Source organism: Pararhizobium sp. PWRC1-1 (assembly GCF_049897905.1).
In the GTDB taxonomy this organism is placed as follows: Bacteria; Pseudomonadota; Alphaproteobacteria; order Rhizobiales; family Rhizobiaceae; genus Pararhizobium.
This window is the reverse complement of record NZ_JAFCXE010000012.1, coordinates 61,463-77,836: the sequence shown is the minus strand read 5'-3', so window position 1 is coordinate 77,836 and position 16,374 is coordinate 61,463. Positions and strand designations below refer to the sequence as shown.

General features: G+C 60.6%; 18 protein-coding genes. 8 read left to right on the top strand and 10 right to left on the bottom strand.

Annotation, left to right across the window (positions count from 1 at the left end; all coding sequences use genetic code 11):
- Positions 1 to 51: 51 nt before the first annotated feature.
- Positions 52 to 480, bottom strand: a complete 429-nt coding sequence (locus ACP7E0_RS18875; RefSeq protein ID WP_426126817.1) for a rhodanese-like domain-containing protein — start codon at positions 478 to 480, stop codon at positions 52 to 54.
- Positions 481 to 538: 58 nt separating this feature from the next.
- On the opposite strand from ACP7E0_RS18875, the gene ftrA reads away from it, so the two are divergent.
- Positions 539 to 1,555: a transcriptional regulator FtrA gene (ftrA, locus tag ACP7E0_RS18870; protein WP_426126815.1), complete on the top strand. Its 1,017-nt coding sequence runs from the start codon at positions 539 to 541 to the stop codon at positions 1,553 to 1,555.
- Positions 1,556 to 1,636: 81 nt separating this feature from the next.
- Here ftrA and rpmE read toward each other — a convergent pair whose 3' ends face one another.
- The gene (gene rpmE, locus ACP7E0_RS18865; RefSeq protein WP_113317115.1) at positions 1,637 to 1,858 is read right to left on the bottom strand and encodes a 50S ribosomal protein L31; all 222 of its coding nucleotides are present in this window, start codon (positions 1,856 to 1,858) and stop codon (positions 1,637 to 1,639) included.
- Positions 1,859 to 2,076: 218 nt separating this feature from the next.
- Here rpmE and ACP7E0_RS18860 point away from each other — a divergent pair, with 218 nt between their 5' ends.
- Together ACP7E0_RS18860 and ACP7E0_RS18855 are read left to right on the top strand one after the other, a co-directional pair.
- The gene (locus tag ACP7E0_RS18860; protein ID WP_426126813.1) at positions 2,077 to 3,882 is read left to right on the top strand and encodes an ABC transporter ATP-binding protein/permease; all 1,806 of its coding nucleotides are present in this window, start codon (positions 2,077 to 2,079) and stop codon (positions 3,880 to 3,882) included.
- A gap of 118 nt (positions 3,883 to 4,000) precedes the next feature.
- The gene (locus tag ACP7E0_RS18855) at positions 4,001 to 4,990 is read left to right on the top strand and encodes a Bug family tripartite tricarboxylate transporter substrate binding protein (RefSeq protein WP_426126811.1); all 990 of its coding nucleotides are present in this window, start codon (positions 4,001 to 4,003) and stop codon (positions 4,988 to 4,990) included.
- Positions 4,991 to 5,038: 48 nt separating this feature from the next.
- On the opposite strand, the gene ACP7E0_RS18850 is transcribed toward ACP7E0_RS18855, so the two are convergent.
- The 7 genes from ACP7E0_RS18850 to ACP7E0_RS18820 form a co-directional block, all read right to left on the bottom strand.
- A complete protein-coding gene (locus tag ACP7E0_RS18850) occupies positions 5,039 to 6,682 on the bottom strand; it encodes an FAD-binding dehydrogenase (protein WP_426126809.1) in 1,644 nt (547 codons plus the stop codon).
- A gap of 128 nt (positions 6,683 to 6,810) precedes the next feature.
- Positions 6,811 to 7,842, bottom strand: coding sequence for a peptidoglycan -binding protein (locus ACP7E0_RS18845; RefSeq protein ID WP_426126807.1), 1,032 nt, complete (start codon positions 7,840 to 7,842; stop codon positions 6,811 to 6,813).
- Positions 7,842 to 8,945: a MotA/TolQ/ExbB proton channel family protein gene (locus ACP7E0_RS18840; protein ID WP_426126806.1), complete on the bottom strand. Its 1,104-nt coding sequence runs from the start codon at positions 8,943 to 8,945 to the stop codon at positions 7,842 to 7,844. The genes ACP7E0_RS18845 and ACP7E0_RS18840 overlap by 1 nt, the downstream gene beginning before the upstream one ends.
- Positions 8,946 to 9,103: 158 nt before the next feature.
- Positions 9,104 to 9,904: an inositol monophosphatase family protein gene (locus tag ACP7E0_RS18835; RefSeq protein WP_113317109.1), complete on the bottom strand. Its 801-nt coding sequence runs from the start codon at positions 9,902 to 9,904 to the stop codon at positions 9,104 to 9,106.
- Between the two features lie 71 nt (positions 9,905 to 9,975).
- Positions 9,976 to 10,539, bottom strand: a complete 564-nt coding sequence (gene efp, locus ACP7E0_RS18830) for an elongation factor P (RefSeq protein WP_426126804.1) — start codon at positions 10,537 to 10,539, stop codon at positions 9,976 to 9,978.
- A gap of 105 nt (positions 10,540 to 10,644) precedes the next feature.
- On the bottom strand, positions 10,645 to 11,844 hold the full coding sequence (locus tag ACP7E0_RS18825) for a tetratricopeptide repeat protein (RefSeq protein ID WP_426126802.1): 1,200 nt from the start codon (positions 11,842 to 11,844) through the stop codon (positions 10,645 to 10,647).
- Between the two features lie 9 nt (positions 11,845 to 11,853).
- Positions 11,854 to 12,507, bottom strand: a complete 654-nt coding sequence (locus ACP7E0_RS18820; RefSeq protein WP_426126800.1) for a thiamine phosphate synthase — start codon at positions 12,505 to 12,507, stop codon at positions 11,854 to 11,856.
- A gap of 103 nt (positions 12,508 to 12,610) precedes the next feature.
- On the opposite strand from ACP7E0_RS18820, the gene ACP7E0_RS18815 reads away from it, so the two are divergent.
- Together ACP7E0_RS18815 and ACP7E0_RS18810 are read left to right on the top strand one after the other, a co-directional pair.
- Positions 12,611 to 13,390: a sulfite exporter TauE/SafE family protein gene (locus tag ACP7E0_RS18815; protein WP_426126798.1), complete on the top strand. Its 780-nt coding sequence runs from the start codon at positions 12,611 to 12,613 to the stop codon at positions 13,388 to 13,390.
- Between the two features lie 143 nt (positions 13,391 to 13,533).
- Positions 13,534 to 13,794, top strand: coding sequence for an ArsR/SmtB family transcription factor (locus ACP7E0_RS18810; protein WP_037099983.1), 261 nt, complete (start codon positions 13,534 to 13,536; stop codon positions 13,792 to 13,794).
- A gap of 187 nt (positions 13,795 to 13,981) precedes the next feature.
- Here ACP7E0_RS18810 and ACP7E0_RS18805 read toward each other — a convergent pair whose 3' ends face one another.
- Positions 13,982 to 14,155 carry a DUF465 domain-containing protein gene (locus tag ACP7E0_RS18805; protein WP_113317103.1) on the bottom strand — a complete coding sequence of 58 codons (174 nt, stop codon included), beginning with the start codon at positions 14,153 to 14,155 and terminating at the stop codon, positions 13,982 to 13,984.
- Between the two features lie 241 nt (positions 14,156 to 14,396).
- On the opposite strand from ACP7E0_RS18805, the gene ACP7E0_RS18800 reads away from it, so the two are divergent.
- The 3 genes from ACP7E0_RS18800 to ACP7E0_RS18790 all read left to right on the top strand — a co-directional run bounded on the left by ACP7E0_RS18800 (position 14,397) and on the right by ACP7E0_RS18790 (position 16,227).
- Entirely contained in the window at positions 14,397 to 14,600 is a 204-nt protein-coding gene (locus ACP7E0_RS18800) for a YdcH family protein (RefSeq protein WP_426126796.1), read from the top strand.
- A 116-nt stretch (positions 14,601 to 14,716) separates the two neighbouring features.
- Complete coding sequence (gene purE / locus ACP7E0_RS18795; protein ID WP_113242139.1) at positions 14,717 to 15,181, top strand: 5-(carboxyamino)imidazole ribonucleotide mutase; 465 nt, start codon at positions 14,717 to 14,719, stop codon at positions 15,179 to 15,181.
- Positions 15,178 to 16,227: a 5-(carboxyamino)imidazole ribonucleotide synthase gene (locus ACP7E0_RS18790; protein ID WP_426126794.1), complete on the top strand. Its 1,050-nt coding sequence runs from the start codon at positions 15,178 to 15,180 to the stop codon at positions 16,225 to 16,227. The genes purE and ACP7E0_RS18790 overlap by 4 nt, the downstream gene beginning before the upstream one ends.
- Positions 16,228 to 16,374 lie beyond the last annotated feature (147 nt).

Here is a 16,374-nt window from a genome sequence, read left to right as displayed (position 1 = left end):
AACACTAATTGATTAGTCAACACTACTGATTTAACTCTGCCCGGCTGACGCTCATGCCGCCGTCTTGGGAAAAACGCCCGGTTCCGAGCCCGATGCGAAGGGCAACCCCTCATCGGCCCAACCCGTGATGCCGCCAATCATGATCTTCACCGGCCGCCCGAGGCGCGCAAGCTTGAGCGCAGCCTGGTCCGCCCCGTTGCAGTGTGGGCCGGCACAATAGGCAACGAACAGCGTACCTTCCGGCCAATCCGCCATGCGCTCATGCGTCATTTCACGGTGCGGCAGGTGCAGTGCGCCCGGAACATGGCGGCGCGCATAGGCGTCAGGCGAACCGACGACGTGCAGAAGGACAAAGTCCTGCTCGCCGGAGGTCAAGGCAGACGCCACATCGGCACAATCGGTCTCCACCGAGAGGCGCTTCAGGAAGTGATCGATAACGGCATCGGACGATGCGGCGGGATAGTCGGTTACGAAACTCATTTTGGCCTCCGTTGCGATGACAGGCCAATTCCTAGACCACATCCGGGCGGAGTTGCAGATGGCACTATCGCCATATATGCTCAATATCATGCCAAATACGCTTCAAGCCCCGCCCAGCCGCAATTCCCTCGTCGTTGCCATTGCCTATGATGGTCTGTGCACGTTCGAGTTCGGCGTGGCGGTCGAGGTTTTCGGCCTGTCGCGGCCGGAGATGGGGCCGGACTGGTATCGCTTTTCCGTTGCCGGGATCGACGATGGTGAAATGCGCGCGACAGGCGGCGTGCGGTTTGTAGTCGATGGCGGGCTGGAGCTTCAGTCAGAGGCCGATACGATCATCGTTCCCGGCTGGCGCGGGGTCGAGACGCCGGTGCCTGACGATCTGTGCGATGCGCTGAACAAGGCGCATGACCGTGGCGCCCGCATTCTATCGATCTGCTCGGGCGTCTTCGTTCTTGCCGCCGCCGGGCTTCTTTCCGGAAAACGTGCGACGACGCATTGGCGCTACACGGAAACCCTGAAACAGCGATATCCCGACATTCTGGTGACGCCCGACGTGCTTTATGTCGACGAGGGCAATGTCCTGACATCCGCAGGCAGCGCCGCCGGTCTTGATCTCTGCCTGCACCTGATCCGCCGCGACTTCGGCACGGCAGCCGCCAATACAGTCGCCCGCCGGCTGGTCGTTCCACCGCACCGCGATGGCGGCCAGGCCCAATTCATCGCGCAGGCGGTCCCAAAGCCCCACGAGAGCAGCCGGCTCGGACCGCTGCTGGATCATATGCGCGCGAACCTGGGCGGCGACCATTCGGTCGAGGCGCTGGCAATGCGCGCAGGCATGAGCACACGCACGTTCCTGCGGCGCTTTGAGGCGGCAACAGGCGTGACACCGGCGCGCTGGCTGCTGGCCGAACGGCTGTCGCGTGCACGGGATTTGCTGGAGACGTCGAATGTTTCCGTCGAGACGGTGGCCGAGATCGCCGGTTTCGGAACGACTGCGACACTCCGCCATCACTTCCGCAAGCATCTGTCCACCACGCCCGCCGCCTACAAGGAGGCATTCGGCAAAGCGTCATGACAAGGCGAAAGACCGCGCAACCCGAACGCAAAAAAGCCCGGAAAAACCGGGCTTTCTCGACAATATCTTCCAGCAGGAAGCTTAGAGGCCGAGGCCTTCGAAGCGCTTCTTGAACTTGGAAACGCGGCCGCCGCGGTCCAGCATCTGCTGGTTGCCGCCGGTCCATGCCGGGTGCGACGTCGGGTCGATCTCGAGGTTCATGGTCTGGCCTTCCGTACCCCAAGTCGAGCGGGTTTCGTACGAGGTGCCGTCCGTCATGACGACTTTGATCATGTGGTAAGCGGGATGGATATCAGCCTTCATAACAATCTTCCTGCAAGTTCCAGGGTCCAATTGTCGCAAGCCATTAGCGGGCCATTGCGGCATGAGGACCGAACACGTAAATGATGCCGAAGACCACTCAAGGGACCACGGCTTCCCAATTTGATGCCGTGCCTATACATGATGGTCATTAGGATAACAAGTACCGCCGGAGAAGACTCATGCGAGTTTTGTAAGCTTCTTCCGGTATTGGAGGTCATGTGTCGAATGAGGTCGTTCAACCGGCGGAGCGAAAGTCAGTCCGCCCGCTGGTCAAGCTGCTGCCGTATATCCAGCGCTATCGCAATCTCGTCATAGGCGCCGGCATTTCGCTGGTCGCCGCAGCCGTGACCACCTTGACGCTGCCGATGGCCGTGCGCCGGATGATCGACCACGGCTTCTCCAATTCCGATTCCGGTTTCATCAACACCTACTTCTCGATGCTGATGATCCTGGCGATCATTCTGGCTTTGGCGAGTGCCTGCCGCTATTATTTCGTCATCACGCTCGGCGAGCGCATCGTCGCTGATCTGCGCCGCGACGTGTTCGATCATATCACCCGGCTTTCCCCATCCTTCTTCGACGTCAATCAGTCCGGCGAGATCGTTTCGCGGCTGACCGCCGATACGACGCAGATCAAATCCGCTGTCGGCGCAACGGCGTCCGTTGCGCTACGCAACATCATCCTGTGTCTCGGGGCCATCGGCATGATGGTCTATACCAGCCCGAAACTGTCGAGCCTGGTGATCGCAGCAATCCCCGTCATCGTCTTCCCGCTGGTGGGTTTCGGCCGCTCGGTACGGCGCCGGTCGCGTGAAGCACAGGATACGCTGGCCAGCGCCTCGGCCTATGCCGGTGAAGCAATCTCCGCCGCCCGCACCGTTCAGGCCTTCAATGGCGAAGCGGCAGCGCAGGCCCGCTACGGCAGCTCCGTCGAAAGCGCCTATGAGGCAGCGCGCTCCGCCATCAAGGCCCGCTCCATCCTCACAGCCTTTGCCATCACCATGATCTTTGGCAGCGTTGTCGCCGTCCTGTGGTTCGGCGCACAGGATGTGCTGTCCGGCGCCCTTTCGGCCGGCACGCTCGGCCAGTTCCTGCTTTATTCTGTCTTTGCCGCAGGCAGTCTCGGCGCACTTTCGGAAGTCTGGGGCGAACTTTCCCAGGCAGCTGGCGCCGCCGAGCGCCTCAGCGAATTGCTGGTCGAACAGCCTGAGATCACCGCGCCGGCCAATCCACTGCCGATGCCGGAACCGGCACAGGGTGCGGTAAGCTTTGACGACGTGCACTTCGCCTATCCGTCGCGGCCGGGCTACAAGAGCGTCAAGGGCCTGAGCTTTGCCGTCAAGCCCGGCGAGACGGTTGCGATCGTCGGCCCGTCGGGTGCGGGCAAGAGCACGGTGTTCTCGCTGCTTCTGCGCTTCTACGATCCGGTCAAGGGCGCAATTTCCGTCGATGGCGCTGATATCCGCGCCGTCGATCCGGAGGCGCTGCGCCGCCGCATCGCCATCGTGCCGCAGGACGTGACGATCTTTGCCGCCTCGATCCATGACAACATCGCCTTCGGCATGCCATCGGCATCGCGTGACATGGTGAAAGCCGCGGCCGTTGCTGCCCAGGCCGATGAATTCATCGCCAGGCTCGATCAGGGCTACGACACACAGGTGGGCGAACGCGGCATCACGCTGTCGGGCGGCCAGCGGCAGCGCATCGCCATTGCCCGCGCTATCCTGAAGGACGCCCCGGTGCTGCTGCTCGACGAGGCGACCTCCGCGCTCGACGCCGAGAGCGAAACACTTGTCCAGAAGGCTTTGGATGGCCTGATGCGCGAACGCACGACGCTGGTCATCGCCCATCGGCTGGCAACCGTTCTGAAGGCCGACCGCATCCTCGTCATGGATCAGGGCAAGATCGTCGAGGAAGGCACGCACGCTTCCCTCGTGCGCCAGGGCGGCCTTTATGCCAAGCTCGCCCGGTTGCAGTTCGACTATGATGCTCCGGAACCAGGCAAGGTCGTTACGCTCGGCTGACGCGCTTAACGGTTAATCTCTCGTCCAAGGTTGCCCTGCGGGCCTCCGGCGCTATTGTTGGAGGCAGAAACGGTTTGAGCCGTTTTCCAGACAGCAACGTCTTTGGGAGGAGATTTGAATGGCTTTATCTTTGTTGAAGCGACGCACTGCACTTGCTCTTGCGATGGTGGCAGCGTCAGCACTTGCGCTTGGCACTGCAGCGCAAGCACAGGAATTCCCCGATCGGCCGGTCACCCTCGTGGTACCGTTTGCAGCCGGCGGCTCGACCGACGTCGTTGCCCGCATCATCGGGCAGAAAATGTCGGACGATCTCGGCCAGCAGGTCGTCGTTGAAAACGTTGCCGGTGCCGGCGGCAATCTCGGCGCCGACCGGGTGGCACGGGCTGAGCCAGATGGCTACACCATCCTGATGGGAACGGTCGCGACCCACGCGCTCAATCCGCTGATCCTGAAGACCAAGCCCTACGATCCGGAAAAGGATTTCGCTCCGGTCTCGCTGCTGGTGCTGGTGCCCAACGTGCTCGTCGTCAATCCGGAACTGCCGGCCAAGAACGTCGCGGAACTCGTCGCTCTGCTGAAGGCCGCCCCGGAGCAATATTCCTATGCCTCTTCCGGCAACGGCACGCCGCTGCATCTCTCCGGCGAACTGTTCAAGAAAATGGCTGATGTCAGCATGCAGCATGTTCCCTACAAGGGAGCAGGCCCGGCGCTGAACGATGTCATTGGCAATCAAGTGCCGATCATGTTCGACAACCTGCCCTCGTCCTCCGGCCATATCAAGTCCGGTACGTTGCGGGCGCTTGCCGTAACGACGAAAGAACGCGCGGCGTCCTTCCCGGACGTGCCGACCATCGCCGAGACCATACCCGGCTACGAGACCTATACCTGGAATGCGCTGTTTGCCCCAGCGGGAACGCCAAAGGAAGCCATCGACCGGCTGAATGCTGCTGCCAAGAAGGCCCTCGCGGATCCGACCGTAGCCGAAAAAATGAAGGATTTCAGCGCTACCATCGTCGCATCGACGCCGGAAGAGCTAGCCACTCATGTCACGGCCGAGCTGGCCAAATGGGGTCCGGTCGTCAAGGACGCCAACGTCCAGTTGGACTGATCATAAGCCGCTCCCCGGTCAGTCCGGGGAGCGTTTTCCACGTGCCGATCAGGTGCCGACGCTGCGCCCCGCAATGCGTCCCGAAAACAGGCAGCCGCCGAGAAACGTGCCTTCCAACGCATTATAGCCATGCATGCCGCCGCCGCCGAAACCGGCGACTTCGCCGGCTGCATAGAGCCCCGGAACCGGCTCGCCCGACAGCTCCAACACCCGGCCATTCAGATCGGTCTGCAGGCCCCCCAATGTTTTCCGGGTCAGGATATTCAGCCGCACGGCGATCAGCGGCCCCGCTTTCGGATCGAGCAGCCGATGCGGCTTCGCTGTCCGCATCAGCCTGTCACCGAGGTAATTGCGCGCTCCACGGATAGCGGTGATCTGGGCATCCTTGGAAAACGGGTTGTCGATCTCGCGATCCCGCGCCTTGATCTGGCCGCGCAAATGCTCCAGCGAAAGCCGCCCCTCGCCACTCAGCGTATTCATCGCCTCGACCAGATCCTCCAGCCTGTCGCGCACGATAAAATCCTCGCCCTTGTCCATGAACGCCTGCACCGGGCCGGGCGGGTTCTTGCCGAGCCGCTTCAAGAGCTGTGGAATATCCTTGTTGGTCAGATCCGGGTTCTGTTCGGAACCGGACAGCGCAAACTCCTTCTTGATGATCGCCTTGGTCAGGATGAACCAGCTGTAGTCGGCCCCGGTTTTGCGGATCGCTTTCAAGGTGCCGAGCGTATCGAAGCCCGGCATGGCAGGTGCTGCAAACCGGTTGCCGTCGGCATCGCACCAGAACGAGGATGGCCCGGGCAGGATGCGAATGCCGTGGTTCGTCCAGACCGGATCGAAGTTTCTGAGACCTTCGGTATAGTGCCACATGCGATCCTTGTTGATCACCGATCCGCGCGCATGCTCGGCAATTTCCACCATCCGGCCATCGACGTAATCAGGCACGCCGCTGACCATGAAGTTCGGTGGCGGGCCTAAGCGATCGACCGGCCATTGGCGCCGCACCATATCGTGATTGCCACCAATCCCGCCCGACGAGACGACGACGGCGCCAGCCTCGAACCAGAACTCATCGACAACCTCTCGCGAACTGCGCTGGCCACGCGGCACGCCGTCATTTTTGAGAACCGAGCCGCGCGCACCAGTCACAGTGCCATTGCTCATGATCAGTTCGTCGACCTGATGGCGAAAGCGGAAGCGAATGCGCCCCCTCGCCTCCAGCGCCCGTGCCCGCGCAATGAACGGCGCCAAAACGCCCGGTCCCGTTCCCCATGTCACATGGAAGCGCGGCACCGAATTTCCGTGGCCATCAGCCAGGCCGCCCCCGCGCTCTGCCCAGCCGACCACCGGAAACCAGCGCATGCCCTGACTGTGCAGCCAGGCGCGCTTTTCATGTGCCGCGAAATCGAGATAGGCCTCCGCCCAGCGGCGCGGCCAGAAATCTTCCGGACGATCAAACTGCGCCGACCCCATCCAGTCCTGGCGGGCCAGATCGAGCGTGTCGCCAATGCGCATGCGCCGTTGCTCCGGACTATCGACAAAAAATAGTCCGCCGAGCGACCAGAAAGCCTGCCCGCCGAGGTTCTGTTCGCCTTCCTGATCGAGAACGATGACCCGCAGGCCGCGATCGGCGGCCTCCACCGCGGTCACGAGACCCGCAAGCCCCGCCCCGATAACCAGAACATCACAATCCATCGGCACCCTCCTGCAATTCCACCCACCTGAACATTACGCACACGTAAACGTCAGGGCAACGGGGAACACGCCCGGAAAGTCCTCGGTAGTGAATGGATGACCGCCGTGTCAAAAGGCGGCGGCGCCCTTTACTTCTCCGTGAGCTTCAACTCGATACGGCGGTTCTGCGACCGCGCTTCCGGAGTTTCGCCCTCGGCAATCGGCTGGAATTCGCCAAAGCCGGCGGCAACCAGACGGTTGGCGGGAACGCCTTTGGAAATCAGGAATTTGACGACCGACGTCGCACGGGCAGAAGAAAGCTCCCAGTTGTCGACATAGCGGCCCGTGCCGGACAACGGCACGTTGTCGGTATGGCCGTCGACGCGCAGCACCCAATTGATCTCGGCGGGAATTTCCTTGGCGAGGTCAAGCACAGCCGAGGCAAGCTTGCCCATCTCTTCCTGCCCTGCCGGGTTGAGTTCATTGCCGCCTGACGGAAACAGAACTTCCGACTGGAAAACGAAACGGTCGCCGACGATGCGGATATTTTCGCGGTCGGAGAGGATTTCACGCAGACGGCCGAAAAAGTCGGAACGATAGCGGTTGAGTTCCTGCACTCGCTGCGCCAGCGCCACGTTCAGCCGGCGGCCAAGATCGGAGATCTTCGTCTGCGAGGCATTGTCCTTGGCCTCGGATGCCTGCAGCGCACCTTCGATGGCAGCGATCTGGCTGCGCAGTGCTGCAATCTGCTGGTTCAGCAGATCGATCTGGCTCATGGCCCGGGTGCTGACCTGTTTTTCCGCATTAAGCTTGCCCGTCAGGTCGCCGATCTGCTGGTTTGCGCTATCGGAACTGCCCGCACCCTGCTCCAGCAGCGCTTGCAGCCGCGAGCGCTCGCCCTCGGAGGTCGCAAGCGAGGCCTGCAGATTGGCCAGCGAATCCTCGAGATCCTGCTTGCCGCCTGTCTCCAGTGCCAGAAGTTGGGTGAGTTCGTTGATCTGGCTGTTCAGCCGGTTGAGCACATCATCCTTGCCGCTGATTTCGCGGCTGAGCAGAAACTGCCCAAGCACAAACACGCAAAGCAGGAACATGATCGACAAAAGCAGCGTCGACAGGGCATCGACAAAACCCGGCCAGTAATCGACGGTCCTCTGGCTGCGGCCCTTGCGCGCCAGTGCCATCAGTCATTCCCTCCGGTGTCTTCAACGCGGGCAAGCTTGGGTGGTGTTCTGTCCGGATGCACCGGGATTTTGTCCGCCTGGCCGATACGGGCGGAAAGCTTGTCGAGCGTCTTGCGCATCGATTTTGCCTCTTCCTGCTGCGCTTCGATCCAGTCGCGCAACATCTGCTGTTCGCCGCGCATGTTCTTGACCAAGCCTTGAATGCCTTCCGCGAGGCTTGCCATCGCCGCCGTTGTGCGCTGGTTCATGCCCCCGTCCTGATTGAGGCGCGCCAATTGTTCGGTCAATTGGCGCAATTCCTCAACCGGTGCCGCAAGCGGCTTACCAAGCGCGGACGTCTGGTCGGAGCTGACATCAGTCACCGACGACAACCAGTTTTCAAGTTCGGTATAGAAACGGTTTTGCGCGCGGCCGGCCTGAAGATCGAGAAAGCCGAGGATCAGCGATCCGGACAGGCCAAAGAGCGATGTCGAGAACGCCGTGCCCATGCCGGTCAAAGGCGCAGACAGGCCGGTCTTCAACGCAGCAAGGACATCCTCGGTGCTTCCGCTCCCGGCGTCGAGCGACTGAATAACGGTATTGATGGAACCGATCGTGCCAAGCAGACCCCAGAACGTGCCGAGCAGACCAAGGAAGACCAAAAGGCCGATCAGGTATCGCGACGTATCGCGTGATTCGTCGAGCCGGGTGGCGATCGAATCGAGAATGGAGCGCAGTGCCGTCGTCGAGATCGACATCGAATGGCGCTGGCCGATCAGCGCCCGCATCGGAGCCAGAAGCACCGGGTCGCGCCCGACCTTCTCGGCACTGCCGGCAGCACGGAAGGAATTGAACCAGCGAACTTCGGGCCGCAGGCTGAACACGTGATTGAAGACCAGCAGGATCCCGATCAGCAGAACGCCGAAAATCAGGCCGTTCAGGCCGGGATTGCTGAGAAAAGCGGCCTGTGCCTGGCGAAACAGGATTGCCCCAAGAAAGCCGATGATGATCAGAAAGATCACCATGGTCCAGAAGAAGACCATCGGGCTCGATAGCTTGTTGGGATTATACCCCTCGCTCAAACCTCCGCCGGCATCCCATCCCGACAGTTCCAATTTCGCCATGAGGCTCTACTCTCCGGTTTGCCAGTGCTGCAACCATACCTCCAAAAGAGGTAGGGCGACGCTGGGGGGAGACTAGAGGAAGTTTGCGCCAAATTGAAGGGGAAACAACGGGCAACATCAACAGGATGAAACAGCCGCCCGTTCAGACCAATCTCTGCCTACTTGCCCGGAATAGGACGGTGCAGCACGTCATGCAGCGCCTTGCGGATATATTCGTTGCCCGCAACGATGGAGCCGTCGTCCATCGGCTTGTTGCCGCCGTCGATATCGGCAACCCAGCCGCCGGCTTCGCGAATCATAAGGATGCCCGCAGCCAGATCCCACGGCATCAGGCCGCGCTCCCAGAAACCATCAAACCGACCGGCCGCGACATAGGCCAGATCAAGCGAGGCAGCGCCCATGCGGCGAACGCCAGCAACTTCGCCCATGACATGGCGCAGTTCGACCAGATAGGTGCCATGGTTGGCAACGCCCAGATGCGGTGTGCCGGTGCCAATCACGGCATCCGAGAGGTTCTTGCGGGCCGCGACGCGCAGGCGGCGATCGTTGAGGAAGGCTCCGCCGCCACGCTCTGCCGTATAGAGTTCGTCGGTCGCCGGATTGAGCATCACAGCGGCGACAACTTCGCCCTGACGCTCAAGCGCCACCGAAATCGCGAAATGCGGAATGCCGTGAAGGAAGTTTGTCGTGCCGTCCAGCGGATCGACGATCCAGCGATGCGCACCATCGGTGCCGATGATCTCTTCGCTTTCCTCACCGAGGAAGCCATAGGTCGGGCGGGCCTTCATCAGCTCTTCGCGGAGAAGTTTTTCCGCCTTGCGGTCGGCCTGCGAAACGTAATCGCCGGGGCCTTTCAGCGAGACCTGCAGGTTCTGCACTTCACCGAAATCGCGCGCCAGGGACTTGCCGGCCTTGAACGCGGCCTGAACCATGACATTGAGAAGAGCTGAGCGTGCCATTTTGGCTTTTCCTTCGAAACAGAAAACCGGCCGCAGGAACGGCCGGAGAAATTCAGATGTGCCGCTGCGGATCAGTCCGCGCGGCGGAGATAGGTAATTTCATTGGTATCGACCAGAATACGCTCTCCAGTCGCGACGAACGGCGGAACCATGACGCGAACGCCATTTTCCATGATCGCCGGCTTGTAGGAGGACGCTGCCGTCTGCCCCTTCACCACCGGATCGGCTTCCGCGATCGTCAGAACCACTTGGTCCGGCAGCGAGATGCCGATCGGCTTCTCGTCGTAAAGCTTCACCGTCACCATCATGCCGTCCTGCAGGAAGGTGGCGCGATCGCCGACGAAATCCTTCTGCAATTCCAGCTGTTCATAGCTCTCATTGTCCATGAACACCAGCGCATCGCCCTGTTCATAGAGGAACTGGAAGTCTTTCAGTTCAAGGCTGACCAGCTCAACGGTTTCCGATGAACGAAAACGCTCGTTCAGCTTGGTGCCATCGATCAGGTTCTTCAGTTCGACCTGATTGAAAGCACCACCCTTGCCGGGCTTGACGGTCGTGCACTTCACGGCAGCCCAAAGACCGCCATTGTGCTCTACCACGCTGCCGGGGCGAATTTCATTGCCGTTGATTTTCATGGGGAGCATTCCCTAAAGAACTCGGAGCCGCCCCTACGGCCAGCCAATCCGGCGCTTCAAGACCACAAAACCCCCGAAAGTTCAAGTCTTGCAGCAAAAACAGGATCAGGATGAGCGGTATTTGTTGGCGGCACTCAACGCTGCCTTCTGCTGTTCATCCGTCAGCCCCAGATAGAAATCCTCAAGAGCGGCATCCTTCAGCCCGGCCCGGCGCGACAATACATACCATTTCGCCGCCTCGATCGGATCAGGCCGCGTACCGATCGCATTGACATAGAGATGCGAGAGCTTGTTCTGCGCCACGACATTGCCGCCGCCGGCGGCGCGCGACATCCACTTGAAGCCTTCCTCGAGATTGCGGTCGCCGCCGATGCCATCGACCATCCAGATGGCAAGATCGAGCTGGGCGGTATCGAACCCGGCCTTCGCGGCCCTGAGCAACCAGTCGCGCGCCGTCGCCCGCTTGTTGTCATCGATGCCATCGACATTCAGATAGATCTGCGACAGGGCATATTGCGCATCCGCAATCCCCTGTTCGGCCGACTTCTCATAATAGGGCAGCGCTGCCTTCAGGCCCTTTTCGCCCGGCATGTCGGCGACCAGCAGCTGACCGTAATTAAACTGGGCGGAGGAATTGCCGAGATCGGCAGCCTTCTTCATCAGCTCTTCCGACTTCTTCTTGTCGCGGGTAACATCGCGGCCTTCCATCAACAGCAGCGCGTATTTGAACATGGCCGCCGGATCGCCGGAATTGGCCGCCTGACCATACCAGAATGCCGCATCCTTCTTGTTGCGCGCGACACCAAGCCCCTGCGAAAAGATTTCCGCAACCAGCGTCTGCGCTGCCGCATCCCCAAGCTGGGCACGCGGCAAAGCCATTTCCATCGCCGTCAGATAGTAGCCACGCTGAAATGCGCCATAGGCATCGTCGGCCTTGCCTTCAAACGGCTTTTCCTGGGGCAGTGCAGGCAGTTCGGCACCCATCCGCTCCAGCACGTTGACGCCGGTCGAAGGCTCCAGCTTTTTGACATCGGCCTTTTTCGCCTCGTCATCCGCCTTCTTGGCGTCCTCTGGAGACTGCAAGGCCGGGATCTCGCCCTCGGGCAGTGCTGCGCCGTTGAACGGCGTGATACGGCCGCGCTTGGCAGCGACGCCCTCGTCGTTCTCGTCCTGAACGACAACCGGTGCATCGTTGACGCCCGGCAGCGCATCGTCGGCACGAAGACCCGATGGCGCGGCCAGAAGGGCAGCTCCCAGCAAAAGGAGAGGAATTCGGCGCAGCGATGGAGAAGGACGGATCAACATGCAAATGCCTTAAGCTTCAAACCGTGGCGCTTTTTCGTCAAGAAGTGCATTGACGCTCGCAACGATGGCCGGTGCCTGCTCCGGCTCGGCAAACACAGCCAGCCGCAACGCAACAAATTCGGCTCCGCTCTCGGCGACGGCAAGCACCGATTCCGGATCCGTACCACCCATGACGATGCAGGGAATTTCGATCATCGAGGCCCACCATTCGGCCAGCGCCACATTCTTCGGATGCGCTTCCGGCTTGATGTCACCATCGACCTTGCCGAAGAAAACGTAATCGGGGCGGATTTCGCCCATTTCCAGCGCGTGGTGACGGTCGGTGGCATTGCCGCCACCAACGATCAGCTTGGGCGAGAATTTTTCCATCGCTTCCGCCAGCTCAGCGGCATTGCCGGTGACGTGCAGGCCATCGGCCTTGACCCGGCCTGCAACCCGCGTGTCGCCGGCAACCAGCGCCGCAGCGCCCGCCTCCTGGATCACCGGCACCAGGGCTTCGGCATGTTTCTGGAAGGTTTGATCGTCCAGGCCGTATTGCGGCACGATCACCGAGGCCACGTCGCCGCCGCGCAGCGCGCCGCTCAGGATTTGCACGCGGCTGTCAACATCGGCGATGTCCGGCACGATGAGGACGAGGCGGCAGCGATTGTCTGTATTGCTCATAATGTCTCTGTTCCCGGTGAAATGCGCGGCCGCGCATCACCCCTACTCGATTTCGATCTCCAAAAGCGATAGACCCTAGCGGCAAAAGGATCAACCGATACCCATGCTTCCTGATTTTCAATTCTATGCCATCGCCATTCCCGCAGTTCTACTCGTCGGCTTCAGCAAAGGCGGCATGGGAGAAGCACTTTCGCTCATGGGCGTGCCGCTTCTATCGCTGGCCGTCTCTCCGGTACAGGCAGCAGCCCTTCTTTTACCGATTCTGATCGCCATGGATCTGGTGGCATTGTGGACATGGCGAAAGCATGGCGACATGACGACGCTCAAGATCCTGTTGCCGGGCGCGCTGATCGGTATCGTCATCGGCTGGGCCACAGCGGCTTATGTGGCGCGCGATGCACTCAGGCTGATCATCGGGGCGATCACCGTTCTGTTCGTTCTGCGCTATGTCTATAATCTCTGGCAGGCGCGGCAGGGCATCATCACCCCGGCCAAGCCGCAAAGGCCGGTGCAGGCGACATTTTTCGGTGGCCTTGCGGGTTACGGCAGTTTCGTCGCCCATGCTGGCGGTCCACCGTTCCAGATCTACACTCTGCCGCTGAAACTGCCGCCGCGCGAATATACCGGCACGATCGTGCGGTTCTTTGCCATCCTCAACGCCGTCAAGCTCATCCCCTATTTCGCGCTCGGGCAGTTGGATCTGAGTAATCTGACCACGTCGCTGACACTGTTTCCGCTCGCGATGCTGGCGACGATGGCTGGCGCATGGGTGGTCCGGCGCATGCAGCCGCAGGTGTTTTACCCATTCATGTACACGATGGCATTCCTAGCGGGGTCGAAGCTCGTCTATGACGGAATTGTCGCCCTTGTTGCAGGATCATAATCAGCCAGCGCGAAGACCGGAACGAAGCTGCAGATCGACCGCGGAAATTGCGCCTGCCAAACCCGCATTCCGCAGGGCAAGATTTCTCTACCGCACTGCACAATTTACTTGCCGGGAGCCGTTATTTCTCCTAGCTTTTGCCCATGTCACACGCTGATCCCTTCGATGCGATCTCGGACCCGAACCGGCGGTATCTGCTGGAGGAATTACGGCGCGCGCCGCGGACAGTCAACGAGCTGGCCGAAGGACTGCCGATCAGCCGCCCCGCCGTATCGCAGCATCTGAAGGCATTGCTGGATTCAAATCTGGTTTCCGTGTCGGCCAGCGGCACGAAACGGATCTACGCAATCAACAAGCCGGGCTTTGACCGGGTCAATCTCTGGCTGGATCAGTTCTGGTCGTGAGGGGGGCGGCCGCCAATGGCCAGTCATCGGGAAACTCAATACTTGCGGGCTTTTGGCGAACATCATGTCCAACCAAGTCCGCCTATCGACAACGCTTGAAACCGGCCTTCAAAGTTCAGTTGGCTGCCGGAATTCAACAAATGCGCTGGAACACAAGTCTCCCGATGAATGTGATTGCTTTCTGTAATCAGTGAGTTGAAGAACGAATCTTCTCAATTTCGTCCTTCAAGCGCAGCTTCCGACGCTTGATGTCAGCAATGTGCTGATCCTGGACAGACGGCTGTATCAGGGCCGAGTGGAGCTCCTGCTCCAAAACACCATGTTTTTTCTCAAGCGTTGCAAGATGAGCCTCAATGGTCATGTGGCAGTCCCTTCCTTTTGCTTGCACCCGATCGGTAGATGCCGGGTGTTCCACGTATCAACCGAGATAGTGTGCCATGCTATTTTTCATTTGTCGAAGGCGAAATCGTGGCCGACACCAAATCTCAATGTCGAGATTTGGTATTGGGATAACTTCCCGTTACCAACAATTCTGTGCTAGAGGACGCTCGATTCATGCGGATAGCAGACTATCTGCTGCCGGCGCTGACGGGGAACATTGCATGCCAGATCAGGATCAGGCCGAACTCAGACTGGGCGTAGCGCGGCTGAGGCAGGAACATGAAGACTATGATGTTGCGATCAATGCGATGATCCAAACGGGCTGCGATGCCCTGCGTATCCAGCGGATGAAGAAGAAGAAGCTGGTCATCAAGGACAAGATCACCAAGATCGAAGACATGATCATTCCCGATATCATCGCCTGAAGCCCTTGCGTGTCCCGCAGGGATACGCTGCGAACGCTCCGGCCGGACCTTCGGCCTTGTAACAAAGCGGAACGAACAACGTGACGAAAGCAGCAACCCCGCCCGTCGCCATCATCATGGGTAGCCAGTCCGACTGGGAAACCATGAAGAATGCCGCCGACACGCTCGACGCCCTCGACATCGCCTATGATGCCCGTATCGTTTCGGCGCACCGCACGGTCGACAGGCTGATCAATTTTGCCAGAGGCGCCCGCGACGAGGGCTTCAAGGTGATCATCGCCGGTGCCGGCGGTGCCGCCCACCTGCCCGGCATGACGGCGGCGATGACGCCCCTTCCTGTCTTCGGCGTCCCCGTCCAGTCCAAGGCCCTTTCGGGCCAGGACAGCCTGCTCTCCATCGTCCAGATGCCGGCCGGCATTCCCGTCGGCACCTTAGCGATCGGCCGCGCCGGCGCCATCAATGCAGCCCTTCTTGCCGCCGCCGTTCTGGCGCTCAGCGATCCCGATCTTGCCGACCGGCTGGACGATTGGCGCGAACAGCAAAGCGCTGCCGTTGCCGAATATCCCGTGGACCAGGCATGAGGACGATCGGCATCATCGGTGGCGGCCAGCTCGCCCGCATGCTTGCCATGGCCGCAGCCCGGCTGAATTTCCGCACCATCATACTGGAACCGCAGATCGACTGTCCGGCGGCGCAGGTCGCCAACGGTCAGATCGTCGCGGCCTATGACGACGCGGAGGCGCTGGAACGGCTTGCTGCCGAATGTGACATCGTAACCTACGAATTCGAGAACGTTCCCGTCGATGCTGCGGAACGTCTTGCAGGCTCCCGGCCGGTCTTTCCGCCCCCGAAGGCTCTGGAGACATCGCAGGACCGCGTGACGGAAAAACAGTTCCTCAACGGCTGCGGCATCGAGACGGCGCGTTTTCACGCGATTGACAGCCAGGATGATCTTGAGCGTGCGCTTGCCGACTTCTCCGGCAAGGGGGTCCTGAAAACCCGTCGCCTCGGTTATGACGGCAAGGGCCAGCGGGTGTTCCGAAACGCGGCCGACGATCCGGCGGGCGCCTATCTGGCGCTCGGCGGCGTTCCGTGCATTCTCGAAAGCTTCGTTGCCTTCGAGCGGGAGATCTCCATCATCGCCGCGCGCGGTACCGATGGCACCATTGCCTGCTACGATCCGGCAGAAAACATCCATCGTCAGGGCATTCTCCACACATCCACCGTTCCGGCCTCGATCAACGAGGCAACGGCACAGGCAGCCCGCCTTGCAGCCACGGCGGTGCTTTCGGCGCTTGGCTATGTCGGCGTCATCGGCGTCGAGTTTTTCGTGCTGGCGGATGGCACGCTGATCGCCAACGAGATCGCCCCGCGCGTCCACAATTCCGGCCACTGGACGGAAGCTGCCTGCGTGGTCTCGCAATTCGAGCAGCATATCCGCGCCATTACCGGACTGGCTCTGTCGGACGGCGCCCGCCATTCCGGCTGCGTGATGCAGAACCTGATCGGCGACGATATCGACGACCTGCCGGTCTGGCTTGCCAAGCCCGATACGCTCGTTCACCTCTATGGCAAGACGGAAGCGCGGCCGGGGCGTAAGATGGGGCATGTCACCTGGCTTGACTGAGGGTTTAACTCACAGAAAAGCCGCCAACCGCCGTGAAAACAGGCTCTCTGCGGTTGACACGTTTACGATGCCGGGTTATTTGCCTGCCACCCTAAGAGCGCGCTCGGCCTTAACGGTCTGCAAGCGCGCTTTTGATTGTTAAAGACC